The organism is Ureaplasma urealyticum serovar 8 str. ATCC 27618, from assembly GCF_000169535.1.
In the GTDB taxonomy this organism is placed as follows: domain Bacteria; phylum Bacillota_I; class Bacilli_A; order Mycoplasmatales; family Mycoplasmoidaceae; genus Ureaplasma; species Ureaplasma urealyticum.
Genome location: NZ_AAYN02000002.1, coordinates 752,041 through 778,877, shown reverse-complemented (window position 1 = coordinate 778,877; position 26,837 = coordinate 752,041). Strand labels below are relative to the sequence as shown.

At 25.6% G+C, this 26,837-nt stretch carries 19 protein-coding genes and 1 other RNA gene; 18 read left to right on the top strand and 2 right to left on the bottom strand.

Annotation, left to right across the window (positions count from 1 at the left end):
• Positions 1-13 precede the first annotated feature (13 nt).
• From UUR8_RS03215 to ssrA, 7 genes are all read left to right on the top strand, one after another.
• Positions 14-3,406, top strand: coding sequence for an ABC transporter substrate-binding protein (locus tag UUR8_RS03215; RefSeq protein WP_004026058.1), 3,393 nt, complete (start codon positions 14-16; stop codon positions 3,404-3,406).
• Between the two features lie 8 nt (positions 3,407-3,414).
• On the top strand, positions 3,415-3,906 hold the full coding sequence (locus tag UUR8_RS03210; RefSeq protein ID WP_004026156.1) for a hypothetical protein: 492 nt from the start codon (positions 3,415-3,417) through the stop codon (positions 3,904-3,906).
• A 226-nt stretch (positions 3,907-4,132) separates the two neighbouring features.
• Complete coding sequence (locus tag UUR8_RS03205) at positions 4,133-5,701, top strand: S8/S53 family peptidase (protein WP_004026902.1); 1,569 nt, start codon at positions 4,133-4,135, stop codon at positions 5,699-5,701.
• A gap of 90 nt (positions 5,702-5,791) precedes the next feature.
• A complete protein-coding gene (locus tag UUR8_RS03200; RefSeq protein ID WP_004025542.1) occupies positions 5,792-6,622 on the top strand; it encodes a S8 family serine peptidase in 831 nt (276 codons plus the stop codon).
• Positions 6,623-6,834: 212 nt separating this feature from the next.
• Positions 6,835-7,839: a hypothetical protein gene (locus UUR8_RS03825; protein WP_004026095.1), complete on the top strand. Its 1,005-nt coding sequence runs from the start codon at positions 6,835-6,837 to the stop codon at positions 7,837-7,839.
• Complete coding sequence (locus UUR8_RS03820; protein WP_004026012.1) at positions 7,811-8,653, top strand: hypothetical protein; 843 nt, start codon at positions 7,811-7,813, stop codon at positions 8,651-8,653. Before UUR8_RS03825 ends, UUR8_RS03820 begins: the two co-directional genes overlap by 29 nt.
• Positions 8,654-8,760: 107 nt before the next feature.
• Positions 8,761-9,175: a transfer-messenger RNA gene (ssrA, locus tag UUR8_RS03605) on the top strand.
• 103 nt (positions 9,176-9,278) lie between these two features.
• Here the strand turns inward: ssrA and UUR8_RS03190 are convergent.
• Positions 9,279-9,788 (bottom strand): GNAT family N-acetyltransferase, encoded by a 510-nt coding sequence (locus UUR8_RS03190; protein WP_004025696.1) that lies wholly within the window; start codon positions 9,786-9,788, stop codon positions 9,279-9,281.
• A gap of 171 nt (positions 9,789-9,959) precedes the next feature.
• On the opposite strand from UUR8_RS03190, the gene rpsF reads away from it, so the two are divergent.
• The 11 genes from rpsF to gatB all read left to right on the top strand — a co-directional run bounded on the left by rpsF (position 9,960) and on the right by gatB (position 19,837).
• On the top strand, positions 9,960-10,442 hold the full coding sequence (gene rpsF, locus UUR8_RS03185) for a 30S ribosomal protein S6 (protein ID WP_004025588.1): 483 nt from the start codon (positions 9,960-9,962) through the stop codon (positions 10,440-10,442).
• Positions 10,443-10,487: 45 nt separating this feature from the next.
• The gene (locus tag UUR8_RS03180; protein WP_004025516.1) at positions 10,488-10,994 is read left to right on the top strand and encodes a single-stranded DNA-binding protein; all 507 of its coding nucleotides are present in this window, start codon (positions 10,488-10,490) and stop codon (positions 10,992-10,994) included.
• An 8-nt stretch (positions 10,995-11,002) separates the two neighbouring features.
• Entirely contained in the window at positions 11,003-11,242 is a 240-nt protein-coding gene (gene rpsR / locus UUR8_RS03175) for a 30S ribosomal protein S18 (protein ID WP_004025615.1), read from the top strand.
• 84 nt (positions 11,243-11,326) lie between these two features.
• The gene (gene rplI, locus UUR8_RS03170; RefSeq protein WP_004025721.1) at positions 11,327-11,764 is read left to right on the top strand and encodes a 50S ribosomal protein L9; all 438 of its coding nucleotides are present in this window, start codon (positions 11,327-11,329) and stop codon (positions 11,762-11,764) included.
• 6 nt (positions 11,765-11,770) lie between these two features.
• The gene (locus tag UUR8_RS03165) at positions 11,771-13,231 is read left to right on the top strand and encodes a replicative DNA helicase (RefSeq protein WP_004026202.1); all 1,461 of its coding nucleotides are present in this window, start codon (positions 11,771-11,773) and stop codon (positions 13,229-13,231) included.
• A gap of 2 nt (positions 13,232-13,233) precedes the next feature.
• On the top strand, positions 13,234-15,000 hold the full coding sequence (locus UUR8_RS03160) for a hypothetical protein (protein ID WP_004026105.1): 1,767 nt from the start codon (positions 13,234-13,236) through the stop codon (positions 14,998-15,000).
• Positions 14,979-15,617, top strand: coding sequence for a uracil-DNA glycosylase (locus UUR8_RS03155; RefSeq protein WP_004025643.1), 639 nt, complete (start codon positions 14,979-14,981; stop codon positions 15,615-15,617). The genes UUR8_RS03160 and UUR8_RS03155 overlap by 22 nt, the downstream gene beginning before the upstream one ends.
• 26 nt (positions 15,618-15,643) lie before the next feature.
• The gene (locus UUR8_RS03150) at positions 15,644-16,672 is read left to right on the top strand and encodes a membrane protein (RefSeq protein ID WP_004025595.1); all 1,029 of its coding nucleotides are present in this window, start codon (positions 15,644-15,646) and stop codon (positions 16,670-16,672) included.
• Positions 16,673-16,693: 21 nt separating this feature from the next.
• Positions 16,694-16,978 (top strand): hypothetical protein, encoded by a 285-nt coding sequence (locus tag UUR8_RS03145; protein WP_004026136.1) that lies wholly within the window; start codon positions 16,694-16,696, stop codon positions 16,976-16,978.
• Entirely contained in the window at positions 16,968-18,401 is a 1,434-nt protein-coding gene (locus UUR8_RS03140) for an amidase family protein (RefSeq protein WP_004026021.1), read from the top strand. Before UUR8_RS03145 ends, UUR8_RS03140 begins: the two co-directional genes overlap by 11 nt.
• Positions 18,402-18,403: 2 nt before the next feature.
• Positions 18,404-19,837 carry an Asp-tRNA(Asn)/Glu-tRNA(Gln) amidotransferase subunit GatB gene (gene gatB / locus UUR8_RS03135; RefSeq protein WP_004025819.1) on the top strand — a complete coding sequence of 478 codons (1,434 nt, stop codon included), beginning with the start codon at positions 18,404-18,406 and terminating at the stop codon, positions 19,835-19,837.
• 200 nt (positions 19,838-20,037) lie between these two features.
• On the opposite strand, the gene UUR8_RS03130 is transcribed toward gatB, so the two are convergent.
• Positions 20,038-26,829, bottom strand: coding sequence for an ABC transporter permease (locus tag UUR8_RS03130; protein WP_004025954.1), 6,792 nt, complete (start codon positions 26,827-26,829; stop codon positions 20,038-20,040).
• Positions 26,830-26,837 lie beyond the last annotated feature (8 nt).

Below are 26,837 nucleotides of genomic sequence, written 5' to 3'. Positions count from 1 at the left end.
TAAGGAGTTTAAAATGAAAAAAATAAATAAGAAAATTATATTTTCATCAATCGCAATTGCTGGTTTAATCCCTGTTGCTGCTATTATTGCTTCTTGTGCTAAAACTAAGACTAGAGAACAAAATAAAATTAGTCCATATTTAGAAGATGGTAGCAATTTTGGTTTGGCAATTGATGCAATTAACACATTAAATTATGTAAAATTTGCATCGCTTCGTAAAATTGTATTTTCACTAGTAGATGGTTTAATAAAAGAAGCGCCATCAACAAATTCAACAATTGGTAACTTATTAGGTATCTCAAAATTATATTTAAACCAATATAGAAACCCTGTTGATGCAGGTTTTAATAACATGACCGATGCACAATTAGCGGGGATGAAAATTTCACCATCATATGTTGATTTATCATCTTTTGGAATTAATACAGGTGTATTAGCACCGACAACTAGCGAAGATGATCCAACTTGAACTTTCTATAATAATTCAAATAATAGAATCGTTGCAACAAAATTTACAACTAATTTTGGCGCTTCAAAATGAAGTGATGGTAAAGAAGTTAACGCACAAGATTTTATTGATGCAATCCAATATATTTTAGATTTAAATACTGGTAGTCAATTACGTTCAAACTTGTTACGTTTTAATATTAAAGGAACAAACGCCTTTAATAATGCACAAGAGGAATATATTCGTAAGCATGGCGTTCCTTATAAAAATCCTTTTGGACGAGCGCCATACATTTTAAATAAACAAACTGGGGAATGAGAAGAAGATTTTAATTTTGTTCCATATCAAAATCAAACTTTTGATAAAAACGGACGTCCTGTTGATGATTTAGAAATTGCAGCTATTAAAAAAGCTGCTTATGAAATAGGATTAAGTACCGGCAAAGCTTATACTAATATTTCAAATGAACAATTAAAAGAAGCTTTAAAATTACCAGAAAATAAGAATTTTAAATTTCAGGAATCAAAAACTTTAACAATTTTAAATCCTAAATACGATCACACAAAACCAGATAAAAATATCCCTGAGAAAATTGTCATTAATTTAATTGAAAATCCTTCGTTTAATCATCGCCAAAAACTAGCAAGTGACAACTTGCAAACTTTAGCTAATTCAAAAGATTTATTTAAATTTAATTCATTACCAACTACACGTTTTGATTTATTGATGGAATTTGAAACATACGCACCAAAACCTTCATTTAGTGTTTTATTAACTGATATTTTAGGTAATCAAGCATTATTGCCAGTTAATCGTCGTTTTATTGAAACGCATGGCGGAATTGAAAAATTTGGTTCAACTCTTGATAATTTTGTTTGAAGCGGTCCGTTTAATATTAGTGAGGTTGTTTTAGGGCCTCAAGGATATATGACATTAGAAAAAAATAAAGATTATTTTTCAGCTAATTGAACTATTAGCGATAAAATTAAAATTTATTTTAATTCTAAAAATGAAGTTACATCACTTTGATTTGAGCAAGGAATGATTTCATCAACAACCGTTCCTCCATCATATCAATTAAAATTTTGAGCGCAAAGTAAAATGCGTGATTTAATGAAAAAACAAGCAGGTGCTGGAACCGTTGCTATGCAATTTAATTTAGATCGCCAATCACGTTATGATAGTTATGAAGAATACTTAGCCAATCCTAACAAAGACATTCCAATTTTAGACCCTGATCTAAGACGAGCTATTGCCTTTGCTATTAATCGTGAAAATGTTTTAAAATTATCTGGTTGAACTTCATCTTTTCCAGTAACAACTTGAACATCATTTCAAAGAATAAAAGACTCAAAAGGACGAAATTTAGAGTATTGATTTGATAATCAACGTTTTGAAAGCGAGTACGTTGATACTATTAAAGACAAAAAAACTCATGAAACAAAAAAACAAAATCGTTCTTTCTTGGTTCAAAATAATGATTTTAGTGACCATGTTGGTGCAAAAAATTCAACATTTGAAAACATTAATAGAAAAGATAATGGTTTTGATGTTGAAGTTGCTAAGTTTTATTTGAATAAATACAAACAAAAAAATCCAAATAAAAAGCAAGTTGTTTTAAAATTTGTTTATCCTACAGAACCAGCTGATATCGGAAAAGCTGTAATTGCAATTAAAGATTTAATTGATCGTCATTTAGGTGGTTATGTAAAATTAGAACTACAAGCATTACCACCAAACACCTTTGTTTCATTTGCAAATAGTGGTAAATTTGATATTTCATACCAAAACTTTGATAAATACGCTGGTAGTACATATGATTCAGCGTTAGGATTATTTTTAACACCAGATGGTATTGATTTAAAAAACAATAAAAGTTTAGGTTATGAATTAAATCCAACAGGGTCTTGGACACCAAAAGATTTCTTTGATCGTTATAAAAACAAAGAAGATCTAGAATATGCTTTAAAACGTTTACATATCAGCCAAGAAGATGCCGATATTATTCGTGAATTAGTAACACCAACAAACATCAAAACAAGTGAAGTTTATAATCCACAACATTTAACAAATAGAACAGATTTACGAAAATTAAAATTAAAAGATAAAGCAATTCCAATGTTTGATATTGGTTATTCAGAATATGATGCTAAAATCATTAATGATTTACAACATCAAATCGAACAATTAAAACAAAAAATAACATTGCAACCATCGAATAATTTAAAAGTTCAATGAGAAAAAGAAGTTGTTGACTTACAAAATAAAATTGAGTCAATGCAAGAACGTGAGTTTTATTTATCAGAAGAGTTTTTAAACCAACACGATCCAAAACGTGAAAACAAACCATTCTCCTTAGTTTTACAGAATAATGTAACAGGCGAATATTCATCATTACAAATTGAACCAGTTGTTGATGTAAAAACAAAACAATATGTTCGAGCAACAAAAGAAGATTATGCGAAATATTATCATAAAGAAAATATTGATGAAATTAATTTAAAGAAACGATTTAAATACAAATTCTCAATTAAAACATTACCAGTTGGATCATATCAAGTAATCAACTTATCTTACACAGATGTTCCAAGACCATTATTAACTAAGTATTTAAGAAATGAAAATAATGATGCATCTGATAAAGTAAATACTGAAATTTTTATGACAAAATTAGAAACAGTTGTTGAACAACGTCAAAGAATTATTGATTTCTTCTCAGGTAATCGTCCAGGTTGAGAAGATGATAATAGCATCTTTAGAACAATTTTAAACTTAGAAAAAATCTTACGTGATGAAGCTGCGATTGTCCCAATTATGGAAATTGATACAAACTGAACAATTTCATCACTTGGTGGTATGAAAAATAACTATACATACTACTTGCAATATGCTTATGATTACCGTCGTCCACCACGCCCAGGATTACCAACATCCCCTCAAGCAGAAGGAGAAAATTAAGATTAATTATGGATTTAATTTTTAAAAGATTAAAATTTGTTTCAATTCAAAATTGAGCTTTACTTTTATTTTCTGTTGCCTTATTTATTTGTGTTGGTGCTTGAATTGGACACGAATTAGTGCGTCATAATTTATTTGATGCACACACACTAAGTCATGAAAAAGAACTACTCAATATGTTAAGTGCTAAAGATTTAAAAAATTATTTAACACTAAAAGAAGAAATTCAACTATCAATTGGTTTTTTTGGATTGTTTTTAGTTTTATGAACATTAACATATTTAATTAGTTTAACTGTTAATATTCGTATTTTAGTAAAGTATTTAAATGATTTTAATGAAAATAAAACAAAAGTTAAAAATGCTTTAATCATTTCACTAATTCCTTTTATTCACTATGCTTCAGCAATTTTCTTAACAATTGTGTATGATAAAGTGTTTAATTGAAATCGTAAAAAAAGTCATACTTTACAAGAAGAGTATATTTCAGCTTATGCTTAATTAATACAATATAAAAAAACAAGGTTAAAATTGTGTGTATAACACAAGAACCTTGTTTTTATATTCTTAATGTTTTAATGTTATCATTCATAAATTACAATAATTTCATTCCAAAAATTTTACTATTTTAGAAAAAAATAAAAAGATTAATGTTAATAAAAAATTAATTTATCTCAATATAGATTTATAAATAAGTGCACAATATTAAAATTAAGTATATTTACATATGAATATCAAGTTTAAAAAAATCTTAAAAAGCACAATATTATTACCATTAATATCTTTACCATTAATTTCATTGGTAATAAAAGGAAATAATCAAACAAGTTCGTCTTTACACGATAAACAAAATATAAGTACTATTTCTAATGAAATACAACATTCTACAATATTAATGAATAAGAAAAACGAAAAAGAGTTTAAAAATAAAAATATTATTAGAATTACTTTTAACAATATTAATGATAAGGATAAATTTATATCAAATATTGAAAGAACAAAATTATTAATGAATGATAAATCTGATATAAAATCATTTAAACTACTTCCATTTGTGGATTTGATAATTGATAAAAATTTAGAAACCAGTGAAATTAAGAATTTCATTCTAAGTAATAAGTTTAGATCTATAACATTTAACGAAATTAAATTTTATAGCAATGAAACACCATCACAAGAAAATAATTTAAATACTAATAATTTAAATTTAGACAATTGATTTTTAAAAGATTCTAGTTATTTGAAATCATACTCAACTATTGAAAATAATTATATTGTTGATTTAATTTATTTTGATTATGAATTTAAACCCATTAGCAAAGAAGAGGATTTAGTAAAAAAAGACTTTATTAAAAATAAGTTTTTGTACATTAAAATAAACAAAAAATTTAATCATAAAATTGGTCAATTAGTAAAAATTGATTTTTATAATATTAGAGATAATAAACAATACTCAGTTCAAGGAAAACTTTTAGTTAATAGCGATAATGAACAATTTTTAAAAATCAATATTGATTACAATTTGGAAATAAAACAAACATATTTAGTTAGTGCAATAAAATTTTTGGATGAAAACATCGAATACAACACACGTTCAAATTATGTAATGGTTAATTCCAATATTTCATTAGAGCATTTTTCTTTCTATGTTAATGATTACTTAACAGATTTAAATAAAAATATTTATGAAATGATTGGTGTAAACAAGTATAGACATAATTTAGAAGAGATTCCAGGTATAAAAAATTCGAATTATGAATTGCGTTCAAGACCAAAAATTGGAATATTTGAAGCGGGAAATGAAGTAGATTTAATTCCATCAAATTTATTTTATAGTGATACTAATTTTGAACATTATGAAAATTATAAAGATAAGTATGTAAAATGAGAGAATGATAGAAGAGTTAGAGAAGCGATTATTACTAATGCTAAAAAACAATTAAAAGACTATCAAGATAAAGGTGGTAATGATCCAGATGTTATTAACAATTTATACAAAAATATAAATGATAAAATTGACAAAAATTTACATGCTAACAATGTTGCATCTATTATTGCAAGCAATGTAGGAATTAATGAAAAATCACACATATATAGTTGAAATGTACATGAAAATGAAGGTTATTATGGATATTTTAGAAAATTTAATGAATTTATAGAAAAAGGAATAAAAATTATTAATCATAGTTATGGTATTTCATTACCAAACTATTTCAATTTAGAATTACAAAATCATTTTGAAAGTATAATTTTTGATAATTATGATTACAATGAAATAAAAAAAAGAAATAAGTAATTTTCTAAAAAAATATTCAAATGAATTAAGATATTCATTAAAGAATTTTCTTTTTGACTATGTTGTTATCATTATGGCGTAATAAATATTATGTCAACTGGTAATGATGGAAACTATGTTTTGAAATTAAATGTAAAAACTAAAAATAATGGTGAAAGAAAATTAAGTATACCTTTAAAAGAAGTTGATAATAAATATATCTTAAATGATAGATTTAACAAAAATTCTATTTACGTTGGTAGTATAAATAATAATTATGAAATTTCAAGTTATTCTAATTACGGAAATCATTCTAGTGTAGAAGAAAATATTGGCGGTAATTTATTTCCATTTTTAGTTGCTCCAGGAAATATATATGGTGTAGCAAAAATAAATCAACTTGATAAGTTTAATTACGTAAATAATAAAGAAACAATTAGTGAAGTACTAATAGGAGGAACAAGTTTTTCTACTCCAATGGTTACAGGTGCAGTTAGTTTATTGCAAGCATATTATATGGCTAATAATGCAAATAAAACAATTCCCGTTTCTCATGTTAGATCTATATTAGCAACTTCTTCATCTATGGATAAAATTAAAGATATATCTACAGTTTATAAAGAAAATAACCATAATAATGTATATGGATTTGGAATTTTAAACTTTGAAAATATTATAGAAGCTTATAAAAATGTTAATGATTTTGAAATTAATAAAAAATATAAAGAAAAAGAGCTAGTTAAAGAAATTGATTTAAATATAGAAAATGATAGTTCTAATTTAAACTTTTCTTTATCATGATTATATAATTCTAAAGAAAATATTGAGAAAAGTGATTCCCAACTAGAAAATGATTTTAATACAAACAATTACAAAAAACCAATCGACCAATCACATTATTCTTTAGTTTTAGTAGATAGCAATTCTTTAAAAGGGCGTTAATTATAGCAATATTGATAATATTAAAAACGTAATTATATCAAAATCTAATTCTAACACCAATGTTGAATTAATAAGAGCAAATTCTTTGAAAAAAGGAAATTATAAAATTTTAGTTTACAAAAATTCTGTCGATCAAAATCAATATGAAAAATTTAGCTATTCATATATTGTAAAAAATAGCAAACATTATTAAATCTTAGGAAAATCTAATTATGAATAAAAAAATAATAAAAATATCTTTACCTATTTTTGTGGGGTTGCTAAGTATTCCTTTAATCATAAGTTGTACAAAAACAACAAAATCAACAACTTTAAATTTTATTGAAGACTACCAATTTAATAGCAGTAAAAAACAATTTATTTTTAAAATTAAAAATGAGTTTTTTGACGATAAAGCAATTAATATAAATCAAATTTATAAAACAAAAGGACCTAATACTAGCAGGCATTATTTAAATAATATAGATTTAGCGTATTTATATAATTTTAAAACTAAGATTACAACAACGCATTATTCAAGTATTAACAAAATTGATCATGTAGATACTAAAATTCAATCTCCAGATGATATGCATCGAAAAATTAAAATAAGAATCATTCAACCAAACAGCAATAAAACCTTTTTTATTGATGGAAAACTTTATAAAAATGCCGTTGTCTTTAGTTGAAATGATTTTGAGAAAAATCAAAATTATATTTTAAAAAATATTGTTGTTAATGGTGTTGATTCAAAAGATTTTAATTTTAAATTTTCAACAAATACACTTCCTTCATTTGTTTATGATCAATCAAAAGTATTTACTAATAATCAATATAGTGATACCTTTGTTGATGAATTATTAAATTATCTTCAAAAAACTAAAGCTAAAGCATTTGATTTTAATTTCATTAAACAAAGCAAAAATAAAAAATTCTTTCCTTTATTAATTAATTGATTGCTATATGAAAATTTAACTACACCAATTAGCTTGAATGCAAGTGAATGCCAACAAGATTTTTGAAATGCTTTTAGTATGCTTAAAAACTTTCAAAATTTTAATGCAATTAATTTAAAAAATGATGAGTGAAAAGATTTTTTAAAACAAGAATTTGACAACCAAGCTAGCGTTGATGTTTTAACATTTCCATTTTATAATGCAAATAAAAATATGAACTTTAATGAATTTTTAAAAGCTAATAAAAAACCAAATGAAAATTCAAAAAATAGTACCTGGTAATGAAAAGATTCGAACTCATTTTGATTATTACTTTAATTTTTCAAAACTTAGTCCTTATTTTTATCGACAAAATTATGCAAATAATTTTTTATTATTGCAAAAGAAATTAATGCAATTAAATCCAAAAGAACAACAAGCTATTTTCAATGCTTTAATTGCACCAGATGCTAAAGATGATTATTCATTTAACAAATATTTTGCGCAAATTCCAACAAAATATAAAGATAGTGTTAACCAATATTTAATGAAATTTAATTTTGATTCTTTAAACCAAGATAAAGATATTATTAAACAAATTTATTTAGGTAATCAATATCTTTTAGAAGAAATTAATAATGAAGATCCATGATTGTTAGTTGATGATATTCAATATTTAATGAATTTAAATGATAAACAATTAAAAGCAAATAAGCATTATTTTAAATTAGTTCAAATGATTTGAAATGGTGTAGATATGTTAGATTATCTAAAGGGTTATTCACGCAAAAAGAATGATAAAACTTATCGAATCAACATTAATAATTTAAAACATGAATTAGCAATTAAGAATTTAAATCATGTAATTATTCAAGATTTAATTACTAAAAATCCACAAGATGATTCACTAAAATCAAGCTTAGTATCAATTCAAAAACAAATTGATGATTTAAAACAAAAAATTGATTCATTACTTGAAAACTTTAAAAAAGACTTATTAGATTATGATCTTAATTTAGATTTAATACAATGAGATTCTTTTAAACAAAGAGTTATTGATAATCAATTATTTACTAAAGAAAGTATTAATAAATTAGCAAGAATATTTAATAAATAAATTATAAAAACAAGGTAAAAATGTTTGCTAACACTAATAACCTTGTTTTTTATTTTTTAATGCTTTAAAATATTATTAACTATAAATTACTTATAGTCATTTTATTTGGGGATGTCACGGTTTCGACGTGACATATTAATTTTTAATTGCAGTGGGGTTAGCCCCTTATCGCTTTCGAGGCATCTTAAATGCAGAAAACAAAAAATCTTCTGAAGTAGAATTAAACCCAGTGTTTATGGCTTCAGCTACTAATGCAAACTACGCTTTTGCGTACTAATTAATTATTAGTAGAAACGTTCACTAACACAATTACTATTGGTTGGTTTTTGGGCTTATTGTACAATAGTTTTAAGTTTAAAAATTGTTATTTGTTGTTTTAAATTTAAATAAATCTAACAAATAGTTAGTTAATTATAAATTCGTTTTATTATTTGTTAACTACACTACTTCTAATAAAACTAAACTGTAGACATTATTAATTAAGTGTTGCGGAAAGGGGTTCGACTCCCCTCATCTCCACCATCACAATTTCAAGTAGAAATTTAATTATTATTAAAACTTATTGTGCAATTCAATAGATTGTGACCAAAAAATCATGGATTAGTTCCATGATTTTTTTAATGTTTTATAGTTCTAAAGTCATATGAATAATGTCTTTACCATCATCTTCTAGAGTCATTTCTTTTTGAATAGTAAAGCCCATTTTCAATCAAAATTGTTTAGCTCCTGGCAAATGATGGTGTGTATGTAAATAAAAACATTGAATGCCTTGTTTTTTAGCTTGCTCTCTTAATGCATTAAACAAACTAGTGGCAATTCCTTGGCGACGAATTGAAGGATCAATATATAATTTACCAACTTCACTTGTTTTGATATTTTTATCCAAACAAAATAAATCGTTATATCTATAGTTGTATTCATGACATGAAATTGTTCCAACTAGTTCATGAGTACCTTCTAAAAAGACGCTAAATCATGCGCCTAAAGGATTAATGATATAGGTTTGTTTAAAATTAGCTAATTCTTTAGGTAGGGTATTATGATCTATTTCAGGATAAAGTCTTTTACGAAAAGCAACAACGTATGCCACAATAGCATTAATATCTTGCTCATTGATTTTTTCTATCGACACCATAACTTAAAATCTAAAAGCTCCATATATATGATTAAATAATTTAACTTTATTATACTCCTAAATTTGGTATAATTTTAACGTTTATTCAACAATAATTATTGGACTAAACACTCTTGCTAATTTTAGAATTAACGAAATTAGCTATTAATATCCATAAGAGGAGCAAAATAAATGGCAAAATACGAAATTATGTTAGTTGTTCGTGGTGATTTAGATCAAGAACAAGCTAACAAAGTTGCAAATGAATTAAAAGCAACTTTAAAAAACACAGAAGTTAAAGAAAATAATTATGAAGGTGTGCAACAATTAGCTTATGAAATCAACAAGCTAAAAACTGCTTATCGTTATGTTTATAATTTTGAAACAACTGATGTTAGTTTAATTAATGAATTTAGACGTTTAGCAATTATTAATAAAAATGTATTAAGACACATTATTATTAATTTAGAAAAAGATTACGGTTACAAAGCAACTGTTAATGCTAAAAAAGTACAACGTAATGAAAAACGTGCTGAAGTTTATGTACGTCAAAAAGAAGAAGCAGAACGTCGTGCAGCAGAACGTCAAGCAGCTTATGAAGCAATGAAGGCTGAACGTGAAGCAGCTGGGCTACCAGTTAAAGAATTTGTTAAAGGTGCAAATTCAAAACGTTAAAAATAAAAATATTTTAATTTAACTAAAAAGATATTGAGGCGTAAAATGAACAAAGTAATTTTGATTGGTAATCTAGTTCGTGATCCAGAAGCTCGTCAAATACCAAGCGGTCGTTTGGTTACTAACTTTACAGTTGCTGTTAATGATAATATTCCTAATGCTAATGCAAATTTTATTCGTTGTGTTGCATGAAATAACCAAGCTAACTTTTTAACAACATATTTAAAAAAAGGTGATGCTATCGCAATTGAAGGACGTATTGTTTCACGAAGCTACGTTGATAATAATGGTAAAACAAATTATGTAACTGAAGTTTATGCAGATCAAGTCCAATCATTATCACGTCGTAATCAAAATGCTAATGATCATAATAATGATAAAGTAAATGTTGACACAATGATGGGTGCATACGCAAGCATTAATACTGATGCAGCATTTAGTTCAAACCAACCTCAAACTAATTTTCAATCAACAACATCAAATTCTAATAAAAATGATGATGAAGAAGATGAAATTACAAGTTGAATTAATCTTGATGATGATTTAGAATAGGAGATTTTATGGCTAAAGTAATTAATAACCGTAATCGTAAACCACGTAAAAAAGTTTGTATTTTATCTGCTAAAGGAATTGAGCATGTAGATTACAAAGATGTAGAACTACTACAACGTTTTATTAACAATAATAACAAAATTGCATCACGTCGTGTAACAGGTGCAAGTGCTCGTATGCAAAGAAGAATTGCAAATGCAATTAAACGTGCACGTTTTGTAGGATTACTTCCATACGTTAAAGAATAATTAAAATCAAAATAAAACGAAGGTATCATTTTGCAAACAAGTTAATGATATGTTCGTTTTATTTAATAAATAAGGAGTAAAGTTATGAAAGTTATTTTATTAGAAGATATTGCAAATCTTGGTAAAAAAAATGACATTGTTGATGTTAGTGATGGTTATGCAAAAAACTTTTTAATTCGTCAAAAAAAAGCAGTTGCACTAACAAGCAAATCACAAGAAGTTTTAAATAAAGACCTTGCAATTTTACAAGCTCAAGAGCAACAAGCTATTTTAGATGCAACTTTACTAAAAGATGAGTTAGAACAAAAACCTTTACACTTTTTTTTAAAAACAAACAATCTACAAACTTTTGGCTCAATTAGCAATAAACAAATTATTGATGAAATTAATAAAGACCAAAAATTAGTAATAAAACACATGATAACAAAACCACATGCATTAGGTATTGGTGAACACGTTGTTGAAATTTCATTACACAAAAAAGTGATTGCTAAAGTTAATGTTATTGTTAGCAAAGAATAGTGATTTATGTCAACGAAAGACTTAAATGATGCGATCTTAGATTTGTTTTGTTTAGTAATTAATAATAACGACTTTTGAAAAGATGTTATTTTACGTTTAGAAGCTAAGGATTTTCCAGAAAAAGTTCAACAAAATATTTTTAATACAATTGCTAATTTAAACGAGCAAAAATATAAAATTAGTGAATCAAATATTTTAAATGGTTTAGGTAATTATGTGATTGTTGATGAACAAGATCAAAATTATTTATTACATAAAAATTATTTAGTGCAAATTTTAGAACGTACTGACTATTTAGTTGATTTAAAAGATTGTATTGAAATTATTAAAAACGCTTCTATTAAAAATAAACTCGATCTTTTTGCTAATGAAATTCTATCAACACAAATTTCATTAACTAACGCTAAAGATCAGTTTAAAGAAATGCATGAAAAATTTTTAGAAATTCTTGCTTCACGAACTGAAGATACTATTGAAAACATGGAACTAATTGCAAATCGCTATTTTGAAAAATTAAACAAAATTGGTAATAGTGGGATTATTCCAGGTGTTATTAAAACTAAATATGATAATATTGATAAATTCACAAATGGTTATAAACCAGGAGAATTAGTTGTTATTGCAGCACGTCCTGGGATTGGGAAAACAACGTTTTGTTTAAATGTTATGGTTAATAATGTTAATGAAATTATTGAATATAATCAAAACATTCAACCTAACCAAAAAGAAAAGATTATTGTAATGTTTTCACTTGAAATTACTAAAGAACAAATCTTGCAAAAATTTATTTCAATTAAAACAGGGATTTCTAATAGAGAAGTTATTGAAAATAAATATCGCATAGCTAAAGGTTATGATACAAGGTCATTTGCAATGCAAGCAATTAATGAAATTAAAAGTTGACCAATTTTTGTTGATGATCGTCCCAATATTTCAATTGTAGATATTGAAGCAAAATTATATGATTTAAAAAAACGTTATGATATTGCTTTAGTAGTTTTAGATTATTTACAATTAGTCTCTGCTGGTAATGCTAATAAAAATATGACAAGAACACAAGAGGTTGGCCGTGTCTCAAGCGCATTAAAAGTCATCGCTAAAGAAATTAATGCTCCAGTTATTGCAATTGCTCAACTTTCACGTAAAGCTGAAGAACGTGATGTAAGTAGCAATGCTAATATGAAAAATAATCCTTTAGTGAAAACAATCGATAATTCCCCAAAATTATCAGATTTACGAGAATCTGGGTCAATTGAACAAGATGCTGACGTTGTTGCTTTTTTACATTGAGATCGAAAACAACGTAACGCTATGCAAAACGATAATCAAGAAACACGAATGCGTGATGATTTGATTGAAGCAAAATTTATTGTTGAAAAAAACCGAAATGGTTCAACAGGTGAAACTGACATTATTTTTTCAAAATTAAACAGTAAATTTATTCGTGCAACCACTTCGAAGGAGTAAACATGAAAAAAAATAAAAGTAAAAAACTAATTTTTTCATTATTAGGAATTAGTTTTATTGGATTAGTGCCAATTATCGCTGCTTCATGTTCAGCAGCTGCACATCCTCAAGTTAATGTTCACTATGTTAGTGCTAACGTTAAAACTAATAATATTGGTAAAGTTAAAATTCGTGCATTTGAAGGTAAAGATCAAAAACATGAAATGGTTTTTGAAAACGAAAACTTATTAGATGATGTTTATTATGAGGCAGGAGATTTAACTTATACAAGTATCAAAGATAATAAACGTTTTGATAAAAATAACAAAGAAATTGATCAATTAGGTTATTTAATTCCTAAAAAAGAAGTTTGAACAAAAGCTCCATCAAACTCAAACAAACTAACACCAATCAATTTAAGTATTTTACAAAATGAATTAATTCGTTTAATTGGTAATAAACTAAGTTTTGATCCAACAAGTAAGTATGCTAATAATCTAGAAGTTGTTGATGAAGCAAGTAAACAAACAGTTTTTAACCAAAAAGTTTATACACAAGGTGAATTAACAAAAATTAATAAAACTGTTGAATTAATTAATTCTTTGGTTATTAGTGATGGCTTGTATACTTACATTACTTCAATGACAGATCAATTAATGAAATGATTAGGCGAACATGCTTTTAACAATCACTCAAATAAAGATTTTGAATTATTTAAGGGATTAAAAAATGAAGTTGCTAAAGAATTTCTATTGGCTTTAGTCCAAGGTGTAGGTGCTGGTCAACATACATACAAACTGGCTTTATACAACTTTAGTTTTGATTGAGAATATGTTGATGCTATTACAGGTTTAAGTATTACTAAACCAAGTTTTGGTACTAAAGTAAGTGATGAATTATTAGTAAATCCAAGTTCAAAAAATGTTTTTGTACGTTTAAAAAACATTAAATTACAATATGCATGATACAACTCTTCAAACAAAACAGCTGGTTCATTTATGGAAGCGAGCTCAAATGGAAGCCAAGTAAATGCGCTTAGTTCAATTAACGCTGCACTATCAGGCGTTGACAAACAAATTTATGCTAAAATTCATGAAGATAAAAAACCAGAAATTCGTAATTTAGTTTATGATATTCCACTAAAAGATATCGTTGTTAATTTTGCACCATCAACAATGCGTTCTGCTAACGTTAATGAAAATGCAACAAAATTATTACAAGAAAACTTTGCAAAAATTAAAAATCAAAAAACTGAATTAACAGAAACAGAGAAAAAACAAACAACTGTTTATAATGAATATTACACAGGAACATTATCTAAGATTCATGCTTTTAGTGTTTTAGGTAAAGACTTAAAAGAAGATTTAAAAAACGAAGCTAAAGCTAATGAAAAAGAATACGTCGAAGACAAAAAGATTGAGGATTGACAATATTATGAACACGATCGTGGTTTAAATGGTGTTTATCCATATGCTTTCTTGGCTGAAAATAATGCACTTGAATTAAAAGTTGATGACTTTATTAAAGCACGTAAATTTGTTGAAGCTATTAAAGCATCAAATACTTCACGTACTATTTTACCAATCACCGATCCTAAAAACAACCAAGTTTTATCAAAGCAAGCTTATTCACAATTAGCAATGATTGCTTTAGAAAATAAAGATGCTAATATTCATGATTTAAGTAGTTTTGAATCTGCTAAAAATAATTTAAAGAAATATCTTTTTGATCTTAATGATATTAAAAGTGTAAACGTTAACTATAGTAAATGAAATGAAAAGAATTTATAATTAATCAAACCAAACAAGATTATTTAAGAAATATTATTCAAAAAGTTAATACAATCGAAAATCATCAAGTTGTTTATCCTTTAAAAAAACAACGATTTCGATGTTTTAACTTTTTTGATATTGAACAAACTAAAGTTGTTATTTTAGGTCAAGACCCATACCACACCCCAAAAATGGCTAATGGTTTATGTTTTAGTGTTGATTTAGGTAATAATTTACCTGGATCATTAGTTAATATTTTCAAAGCCTTAGAGTATGATTTGCAAATAAAAAGAACAAATCCTGATTTATCTGATTGAGCAAAACAAGGCGTTTTATTGTTAAATACTGTTTTAACTGTTAATGCTCATCAAGCTAATTCACATAAGGATTTTGGGTATGATCAACTAATTAAAAATGCGTTTATTGAACTAAAAAAACAAAAACATGTCGTTTATTTGTTGTGAGGAAAACAAGCGATGAGCTATATTGATTTAATTGATAAAGATCACAATTTAATTTTATGTGCTCCCCATCCTTCACCACTAAGCGCGCATCGTGGTTTTTTAACTTGCAAGCATTTTAGTGCATGTAATGATTATTTAATTAAACATTTTCGCACTCCAATAAAATGGTAAAATTAAATAATTAGTGAGGTGAATCTGTGACAAACATAACAAGCGTATTGCATGCAACAAATACTTCACAAGGTAATGGAATTAATTCATGACAATCAATCCTAATTTTTTTAGCGTTTTTGATTGTTTTTATTATCTTTACAGTTATTAAAAAAATTTATTATTCAATTCGTTTTCAAAAGCGTTTTTATATTATTCCTAAAACTTCAGTTAAAGGAATTTCTAATATTGCAATGGTAATTTCGATTTCTGTTGCAGTAATTATATTATTAACGGTTTTATCAGCTAACACAGCTTCTGTAATCTTTCGGGCTTGACCAGGAACTCGTGTTACATTAGAGGGAATTCTTGTTAAAATTGGTGGTTTATTATTTGGTCCTATTTTAGGTATTTTTATTGGCGCAATGACTGATTTATTATCAGTTGCTATGACTGCTGGTGTATTTCATTATGGTTATTTAATTGCTGCTATGGCCTATGGATTAATTGGTGGATTAATTCGAATTATTCTAACAACTTCAAAAAAGAAGGATTTACCTTTTGCAATTTATAGTTCGATTGCAACTATTTTAATTGGTGTAGCAATTGCTTTATTTTTATATTTTGCACCAGGGATTGGTGATAAAGGTTTTAACATTCAATTATTTGGTTTTGATATTAAAATTGCAAGAACATTAATGATTGGAATCATTTTAGGATTTTTCTTATTATCAATTATTGTTGTTTGATTTAGTTTGTTAATAAAATATTTACTTAATCATAAAAATAAAAACAAAGCTAAATCAAATTGATTTATTATTTTTGCTCCTGTTTTAGTAACGATTTTATTAACTGAAGCAGTAGTAAACGTTTTAATGATGCCATCATTTGATGCTGAATTATCAAGTTTAAAATATACACAATGATTATCAATTCGTGCAGTTTTATTTGTACCAATGGTAGTTTTAAATCTATTAATTATTTATCCAATTTTCAAAATAGTTGTTCCTTTAATTCGTTATGATTATGAAGATGATATTATCGAGGATAAACACATTCCAATTCATGTTGATTAATAGAGGAGAAGAGAAATTAAGATGAGTTATAATTTACAAAAATTAATGTCATCATGTATGTTTGAATTAAGTGATGATGAAATTAAACAAGTTGAAAATCGTTTAAATACTTTATTTAATGAAATTAAAGTTTTTGAGCTTTTTGATTTACAGCAAATAGCACCCTTTGAAGTTATTAATAATTCTTTTGATAATTTCTTACGCCAAGACGAAATTGATTCTTGCGCAACTAATAATAGTGAAGAAGTTTTAAATAATTGTTTAGAAGTAATTGATCATTATGGGGTATTAAAAAATGAAAAATAAAACTATTTTAACACTTCATGAACAAATTAAAAAACGTGAAATTAAAATTTATGATTTAGTTAAAAAAACAATTGATCATAATTTAAAAATAAAAAATTTAAATGCAAGTTTAGCAAATAATTATGAACAAGCATTAAATCAAGCATCTTTTTTAGACCAAGAAATTTCAAATAATGACACGCAAATTGATTATTTATTTGGAATTCCATATTCTTTAAAAGACAATATTTCAACTAAAAATATCATTACAACAGGTGGTTCATTATTTTTAGAAAATTATCAACCACCATATGATGCAACAGTTAAAACACTATTAGATCAAAACCAAGCGATTTTATTAAATAAATCAAATTTAGATGAATTTGGTTTAGGTGGTACTGGAACTGATTCTGCTTTTGGTATAGTTGTTAATCCATTAGATTCAACACGTGTGTGTGGTGGTTCATCTTCTGGTAGTGCAGTATTAGTACAACAAGGTGTTGTGCCTTTTGCAATTGCTACAGACACAGGTGATTCTATTCGTCGACCTGCTTCAATTATGGGAATCGTTGGTTTTAAACCATCATATGGTATTATTTCACGTTATGGAGTTTATCCTTTCGCTCCATCGCTTGATCATGTTGGTATTTTCACAAATAATGTTTTAGATACTCAAATTGTTTTTAATGCCATAGCAAAACGTGATTTTAAAGATTTTACAAGTCTTGATTTTAAGACACAATCACTTACAACTCTAAAAACAAACAACAAATATAAAATTGGTATTTTTAAACCTAGTTTTGATTTATTAGAGCCAAAATATCAACAAGAATTAAATAATTTAATTAATAAATTAAATAAAGACCATGAAGTTATTAGTGTTGATTATGATATTAATTTACTAAAAGCAATTAGTCCAGTTTATAAATTAGTTGCTTTTAGTGAAGCTTATAGTTCATACTCTAATTTTACAAATATTACTTTTGGTAAACACGATATAGAATATAAAAACTATGAAGATTTAATTATTAAAGCTCGAACTTTATATTTAGGAACACAATTAAAACAACGTTTTATGATAGGTGCTTATGTTACTCAAGAAGCTCAATTTGAAACTTTATTAACTGCAGCTAAAAAAATGCGAACATTAATTGTGCAAAAAGCTAAGCAGTTATTTACTAATTGTGATTTAATTTTAAACTTAGCAGTTCATGATGTTAGCGAAACAATTGAAGATGTTAATAATCAAAAACCAACAACTAATTTAGTTGAAGATGTAATGCAAATTGCTAATTTTGGTGGTTTTCCATCAATTGTAATTCCTTTTATAAAAACCTCATTAGGAAACTTAGGTTTAAATTTATGAGCAGATTATTTAAATGACAACAAACTATTAAATGCTGCTTATTTAATTAGTAATTTATTAGGAAATGAGGAGAAATAATAATGCAAAATTTTGAAGTTATTATTGGTATTGAAGTCCATACAGCACTTAATACTAAAACAAAAATGTTTTCTAATACTCCTACATCTCATAAAAGTATGGCTAATACTTTGATTAATGAAATTGATTTAGCATTACCCGGAACATTACCAAGTGTTAATCAAGAAGTTGTACATAAAGGCCTTTTTTTAGCAAACGCTTTACACATGCATACAAATCATCAATTTATTGCTTTTGATCGTAAACATTATTACTATTTAGACTTACCTAAGGGTTATCAAATTACGCAAAATTATTTTCCTATTGGTCAAAATGGTTATATTCAAATCACTGATGAAAATAATAATCCAAAAAAAATACGTATTAAACAAATTCATTTAGAAGAAGATACCGCTAAACAAACTAGTGTTAATAATCAAGTTTATTTAGATTATAATCGTGCTGGTTGACCACTAATTGAAATTGTAAGCGAAGCTGATTTAAGAAGTGCACAAGAGACTGTTTTGTTTTTAGAAGAATTACGTAAGATTTTATTATTTAATGATATATCAGATGCAAAAATGGAAGATGGTTCATTACGTGTTGATGTAAATATTTCAATTAGACCACGGGGTGCAAAATCATTTGGTACAAAAGTTGAAATTAAGAATATTAACTCTATTTCTAATGTTGCTAAAGCGATTAATTACGAGTATAATCGTCAATTAAATTTAATTTTATTAAACCAAAGTGTTGAACAACAAACACGTCGTTTTGATGATAGTACTAATACAACTGTTTTTATGCGTTCAAAAAACGATGCCATTAATTATCGTTATATTCGAGAACTAAATATTGCGCCAATTTATTTAAGTGATGAATATGTTAGTCAATTATTATCTACTAAACCTTATAGTATTAATGATTTACGTCAAGAATTATTACAAAAAGGCTTAGTTAGCTCAGCTATTGAACAACTATTGGGTGATGGCCCTTTATTTAAAGCGTTTAAATATGTCAATAAGATTGTTAACAATCCTTCAAGTGTTTATAAATGACTATGTTTAGAATTCATTGGTTTAATTAATAAGAACGCTCAAATCATTGAAGATATTTCAATGGAATTATTACAAAAAATTGGCGCCATGATTGTATTATTTGATCAAACTTTAATAAATGGGAAACAAACAAAAACAATTTTAGAAAAAATTTATTTAACAAATAAAGACCCACAAACACTAATTAAAGAATTAGGATTTGAACAAATTACTGATGAAAATGAAATTACTAACCTTTGAAATCAAATCCTAGCTAATAACCAAGAAATGTTATTACAATATGAAGAACGACCCGATCGAGTTGAAAAATTCTTTATGGGTGAAATGATGAAATTAACTAAAGCACAAGCTAATCCAACAATTTCTTTCAACATTTTAAAAAAAATATTACAAAAATAAAAAAACATTGTATAATTATTTTTATACTAAGAAGTTTGCAAATACTTTTTAGTTGATATTATGTATAGAATTAAAAAAGCTCGTGGTTTTCGCAAATTATATTTTCCATGAGCTTTTTTATTGTTTTCTTATAATCTTAAACTTATATTTTAGAGCTTTATATCAGCAACAAAAAAGATGATCGTATTGACCATCTTTTTTTAATCTGTAAATTGGTTTAAAGCTTTTGGTAAGTTTAGCTTTTTAGTTTTATATAACATTTGTAATCAAGCAAATAATAACACAAGACCAACAAAACCAAAACTAACAACAAAGATTCATCAAGGAATAGAAGCTACTAAAACAATGTTGAAAGCCGCAAAGATTGCTAATTTATAAATATGAATAATTCCAAATGAAAGTGGTGTAGCGATTAAGATGTTTAATAACCATACAATTGGATATATAAACATGAAATTATTAACATTTTTAAAATCACGCATTCCTAAGACTTTCATAATCGCAATTAAACGTCGTGATTCATTAGCTAATGTTGAAGCTACTAAAATAATAATAATCACAAGCGATGGAATAATCGCAATAATAATATTTAACAACAATGTAAACGATGTTTTATCAATTACTGAAGCAAAGATTTCATTTTCAATATTAGCATCAACTGCTTTAAATGATGGCAAGTTAGCTTCTTTACCAAAAATTTTATTCATCTTTTTTAATAGTTTATCTAAATTAACTTCAGAGAAAGAATCTCAACTAATTTTATTTTTATCAAAACTAGCATTTAAAATTGAATTAGCTAAATCTCAACTATAGTAGAAGATTCAATAAATATTAATATTTTGAACATTACCACCAATGTTTTCTAATAAGTTTTGTGGTCATGAATCAATGGCAGGTGATAGACCACTTGGTGAATAGAATGAAGCCATATTATTGAAAAAGATTGGGCTTTTTTCTTTTGTAAAAAAGCCATTAAATTCACGCGCTTCAATTATTGGATGACCATTTTCAACTTGCATTCGTTCACGATAATCATCAAATCCAATTAATTTATTAGCAATTTTTTGATTAATAATTAATTGCTCATCCATTAAACTATCATTAATACCAACAACTTTAAATTTTGTTTTGTAAACTTGAGGTGTGTTATTAAATTTATTTGATAAACGTTTGATATGATTGTTAATTTCGTATTCAAAAACATCATTAATGTTTAAATGATATTTTTGAGCAACAACTTTATTAATGATAATATTATGAACTTCATTGTTAACATTATCATCTTTAATTAAATCAATTAAATTTACACCTTGGTCATTTATTAAACTTAGTTGAGTAGTAGGACTTGGTTTATCATCAATGAATTTGTTTTTTTCGTAATTAATTCCTAAGATTTTAATTTCATTTCCAAACTTCTTGGTTTTTGTTTGCATTTGACCTAATAAATAAGTATATGGTTGTTGCGTTTTTTCATCTTCAATATTAACAAATTTTAAACCTGCTTTATATTGTAGATAACGTGTTGATTTAAATGTGTACATTTGTGTGATTAATCGTAAGAATTCAGGTAAGAATTCAGCAGCGCCTTGTTCTGTTAGTACACCTGGTTTTTCATTAATTTTTCATTGACCATTAATTTTAACAAAGAAAGCATCTTCATCATTTTCGCTTTTTGGTGGTAAACCAGTTTTAGTTCATAATGAAACTTGACGAACAATACCATCATCTTCAAAATTAGGTACATCATATAATTTATTAACTTTTTTACCATCAATAATTTCATATCCAAAGTTTTTAAATGCTTCATCTAATAAATGTTTTTCATTTAACTCAGAACGTGCAATAGCTGTAATTGGTAAGAAAGTTTTAGCAAAAACTCAAGGGTTAAATTCAATATTAACGTCAGTTGCTTTAACACTAATATTCCCATCTAATGAGCTTTTTGAAATAACTTTACTATCAAAGAAACGAATGTTTTGTAGAATTTCTGGTTGAGTACTAATTGATGGATAATAAACATTTGATAACATTTTGCCATAAACTGGATGATCTGTTCCTAGATCTTTAATTTCACGCATTGCATTATTATATTTTAGTGATGAATATGGTAAACCACTATCTTTAGTTTTATCAATAGCATTTACATTATCTAAATATAGATTTGTATCGCTACCCTCTAATGTTGCGCTACTAATTTGATAAATATAACCTTTTTCAAGTTGATTGTAATCTAAGATACCAACATTTGGTTCAACTAATTGAGCAATTGCTTTAGTTGTTATAAAAGGTACTTTATTTTTATTATTAAATTCATTGCGCATTGCTTTTAGTGTTAAATATAAATTACGATTTACACTTAAATAATCAATGCTAATTTGGTTTTTATCATGATTATTTAATCCATAATAATTATTATCAAAATAAATTAAATTATCATTAAATTCATGTTGTTTACTATCATAAACTAATAAGTTAGTTTTTTCAATACGCATATCACGCAATTGATAACTTTGTTGAGGATTAATTTTTAGTTTTGTTAAATCAAAAACAACTTCTTTTTGTTCGTTAACAACACCACAAATGCGAATTTCATTAGTTTGATTAATTGTATAAGTTAAATAAACTTTTTGATTAATTAACTCTTGTGGTAAATTATTGAAATATAAATATGGTAGACGCCCATAATATCCATATAAATAACGACCATTTTTAGAATAATCTAATGTTTTTAAAACATCATTTATTTTTGATAAATCAACTAATGGATTTCCTTTAGTGTTTATTACATTAACTAAACGATATTTTTGTTTTTGATTTAGTAATGAAAGATCAAATACTAAAGTTTGATCTTGAATTTTTGGTTTTAAATAAGTGTGTTGATTATTAGAATCAACATAATCTAAAATCACATCATTATCACTAAAATGTGATTTTAGTAAATGAATATATTGTTTGTGATCTGATCAACTAAAATGACCAATTTTTTGATTATTTATATTAATTAAATAAGGACTTAAATTTTGCGAACCAATTAATAATCTATTTGTTTCTTGTTCATAAATTCCTTCAAACATAAAACTACCATTAATTAATTGATCGGTTTTAAAGTTGATTAATCCTTTTTCATTAATAATTGCTTCAATAATAACTTTTTGTTTTGTTTGATTATTAATATAAACAACATTAACTTTTTTATTAATTAAATTTTTGATTTTAACTTCAATTTTAACGTTTTGAACAATTTGTTTTAAAGGGGAATATTCATTTGGAACTCCCATTTCTTCAAATTTTGAAATGTAATAAAATCCGCCTTGTTCTGTTGGTGAGTATAAATCAACAGCGTATTCATATTCACGTTTAGCATTAGTAATGCTTGCTGATTGACTAAAGTTATTTTTTGTTGTAGCAATAATTGAAGCAATAATCGAGAACGATGAAGCAATTACTAATAAAATTAACATCCGTGCTAAATTAGCAACAACATATGTAGCTTTTAAAACACGAATCGCACCAAATTTTAAAAAGATGGCTTTTGTGCCAATAATAAATTTATTAATTTTAAAACCAGCATCACCCTTCATTGTTTCAGCTGTTGGTTGTTTTAAAATATAAAAGATTAATGTTCAACAAATAAAACCTAAAATTAGTGCTAATGTAATTGGAATAGCAAAGATTCATCCAACACTAACAAACTGTTCTGGAATAGGAATTAGTCAATAAGAACTAAATAAACGCATAATTAAAGGTTGAATAGCATATGCAACGCTATAGCCAATAATTAGAACAATTAATGAAGGAATAGTATAAAAAGGAGCGAATGATAATCATGCTTGTCATCTTGTTACACCTTGGGCTTGCATAGCACCAAACATCACTTTATTTTTGTTGATCATATTTTTAATACTTGAAGCAACAAAATAAATTCCCAATAATAAAATTAAAACAATTAATCCCACTGCAATAGCAATTACTAAATTTCGTAATTGTGTTAAGAAAAGTGTTCGTTTAACATAAATTCGATAAGGATTATCTTTATCTGTTTTTTTGTATATATTACCTTTTTTAGCACTTAATAACTCTGATTTTATTTGATTATAAACATTGTTTTTTTGTAATAAATTAAAATTATTAGTATTAACTTTTAGAGTGTAGTACTCTAGAATTGGTACACTAGCAGCAATAGTTTTAAGTTTAGCAAATCCTGAATCATTAACATATAAAACAGTTGACTTTTGTTTATTAATTAAAATATCTGAATCATTAATAGCTGGGAATAAAAATTCTGGACTATCAACAGCTCCAATAATAAAGAAGAATTGACCATTAATTTCAACTTTATTAGCAGGACTTACAACATAGTTGATTCAACTATAATAATCTTTTGCAATTCTTTTTTTAGAACCATCTGCTAAAGTAATTTCTCGATAGTTTGGCTCATCATTAATAACACGATATGGTAATTTTAAAGCTTCTAAAAAGTCTTCATAGTTACCAACTTCTTTATAACTATTTGTATTTTTTGCTGTTTTTTGATTAGCTTTAATATATGATGTACTTACATATGCTAAATCTGAACTTCGATTAATAATATTGATTGTAAATGGTAATAATAAAACGTTTGTCAAAACATTTTGCGCTTGAATTGTATAACCATAAGGTGATTGTTGAAGTTGTAAAAAATTATAACGTTTAATAATTTTTGACATTCAAATCTTAAATTGTGCATAATCTTGTGGATTATCTAAAGCTCATTGATCATAAATTGCTTGCTGGTTTGTATTAATATCTTTAATACCTTTTTTGAAATTAATGATGTTTGTATAATCATTTAAATCACGTTCTAAAACATTAATTAAGGTATTTTTTTGATTTTCTTCATCTTTTTTAACAATATTAACTAATTGTAAACGTGTTGGTAAATTTTTATCATACTTAACATCAATGTAAGCCTGATGGTTTTTTATATATCCATTAAAATAGTATTGTTTTTGATCTTTAGGGTTGTTTGCATTTTTATAAATGGCAATAACTTGTTGATCATCTTTTCAATTTTGATGATTTAAATTAAAAATTCAGTTTTTATCTTTATACGGTTCGAAGATTTGATATAAGTATTTTTTATACTCATTCATTTCTCTTAAATATTGTATTGATAATAACCATTCTGATTCATTAAATAAAACATTAAAAAATTGGGGCAATTGATAAATATTGATGAATGATGTATTAACTCATGGACTATAATCACGTTGTTCAACTAATAAATCTTTATCAGTATTTGGATCCTTTTCATAGCTTTTTTCTAATGTACGAATCGCTTTAATATAGTTAGAGTAAAGATTGTAGAAATCATTAATTTTATTTGAATTATGATTATCTATAAAAATACGTTTAAATTTTTTGTTTGGATTTTGGCTTTTTTTATTTTTCTCATCAATTTGCACCATGTTATCGATTCACTCATTTTTTGGAGCGATAACCCCATTTTGTGCGTATGTAGGGTTGCTTACATTAGTAACAATAAAATTTGAATCACTTTTAACATCGTTATGAATAGCAGATTCATGTTTACGATAGAAAACATCATAATTATTTAAAACAGAATGAAAATCTTGAGCGATTAAATCATTGTATAAAAAACGTTTAAATTTAGCTTGATCAAGATTAGCAGCCAATACTTTTTGTTGGTTTTTTAATTGAATAAGTTCAAAATTAGAATAATTAGAATTTTGTAAAGCAATATTTATTTGTTTTAATTGCGCTTCATAATCTTTAATTTGATCTCTGTTTTCTTCAGCTAATTTTTGTGAATTCTCATAAAAGATATTTGTTTCTTCTCGAATTTTTGTTAGTAACAATACTTTTGCTTTGGTAATGATTTTTTGAACTTCATCAAACTTTTTTGGATCATTAATTAATTCTTTTGGAATTAAAACTTGATTTTGGAATAAATCTAAATATTTTTGTTTATAGTTATCAATTTTTAATTCGTCTGCATAACGATTTTTATCAATTCCTTCACTATTTAAATAATTAGCAAATAATAAATATTTTGTTGATAATGTACTAAAATCAACATGTAAATTTACGCTATAAAAATCTTTTTTTATGGTGTTTGCTTCTAATGTATCAACAATAGCTTGAAATGTATTTTGATAATTTTTAAAATCAATAGCTTGATTAGAACGATCATTTATTGTTTGAATAACTTGTTTTGAATTAAGATCAATATTTCTAATTAATACTGGATTTGTAAAATAAGATTTATTTTTAAAACCTAATTCTTCGTGTTTATTAAAATCAAAAAAGGTTTTAAATGGCGTGTTTTTTTGTACGATTGCTGCATTAACTTTAAATGTTGAATCATAATTATTATTTGTTTGTTTTAGTGTAGGTGATTGAAATAAAATACGTCCTCCACTTAAATTTTGAAAACCAACTAACTGGTTTTTAAAATTACGATATTCATAAACTAAATCTTCATAATTATTAGCAAAATTTTGATTGCTTTCTTGACGAGTTTCAAATCAAAAAACAGTTTGTAATTTTAGTTGATTAATTTTATTTCAATCGATATTTCCTTCTAAATTTAATACTTCTACTTGTCGATTATTTTTATTAGTAGGTCAATAAAGATTGTGGTTGTTGAATGTCGGATCAATTAGTTGTAAATAATTATTAGAATTTTTTAAGATATTTTGATTAAAAATTGTTAACTGAGTTAGTTTTTCATTATGCTTAACTAGATTATCACTTACTTCAATTTCATTAAAACTAATGTTATCTTGTTCTTTTGTGTCGACTAAAAAATCACTCTGTAAACCAATTTTTTTAATGTCACTTTGTGATTTTTGCAAACGTTGAACTGTAATTGTTGTTGCAACGATTACAACCGTTGAAACAATCATTAAAATTGAAAGTTGGGTTACTAAGGCTTTATTTTTGAAGAATAAACGCATCATATTCTTCATTAATAAAAACATTTTTTTCATATTAACTC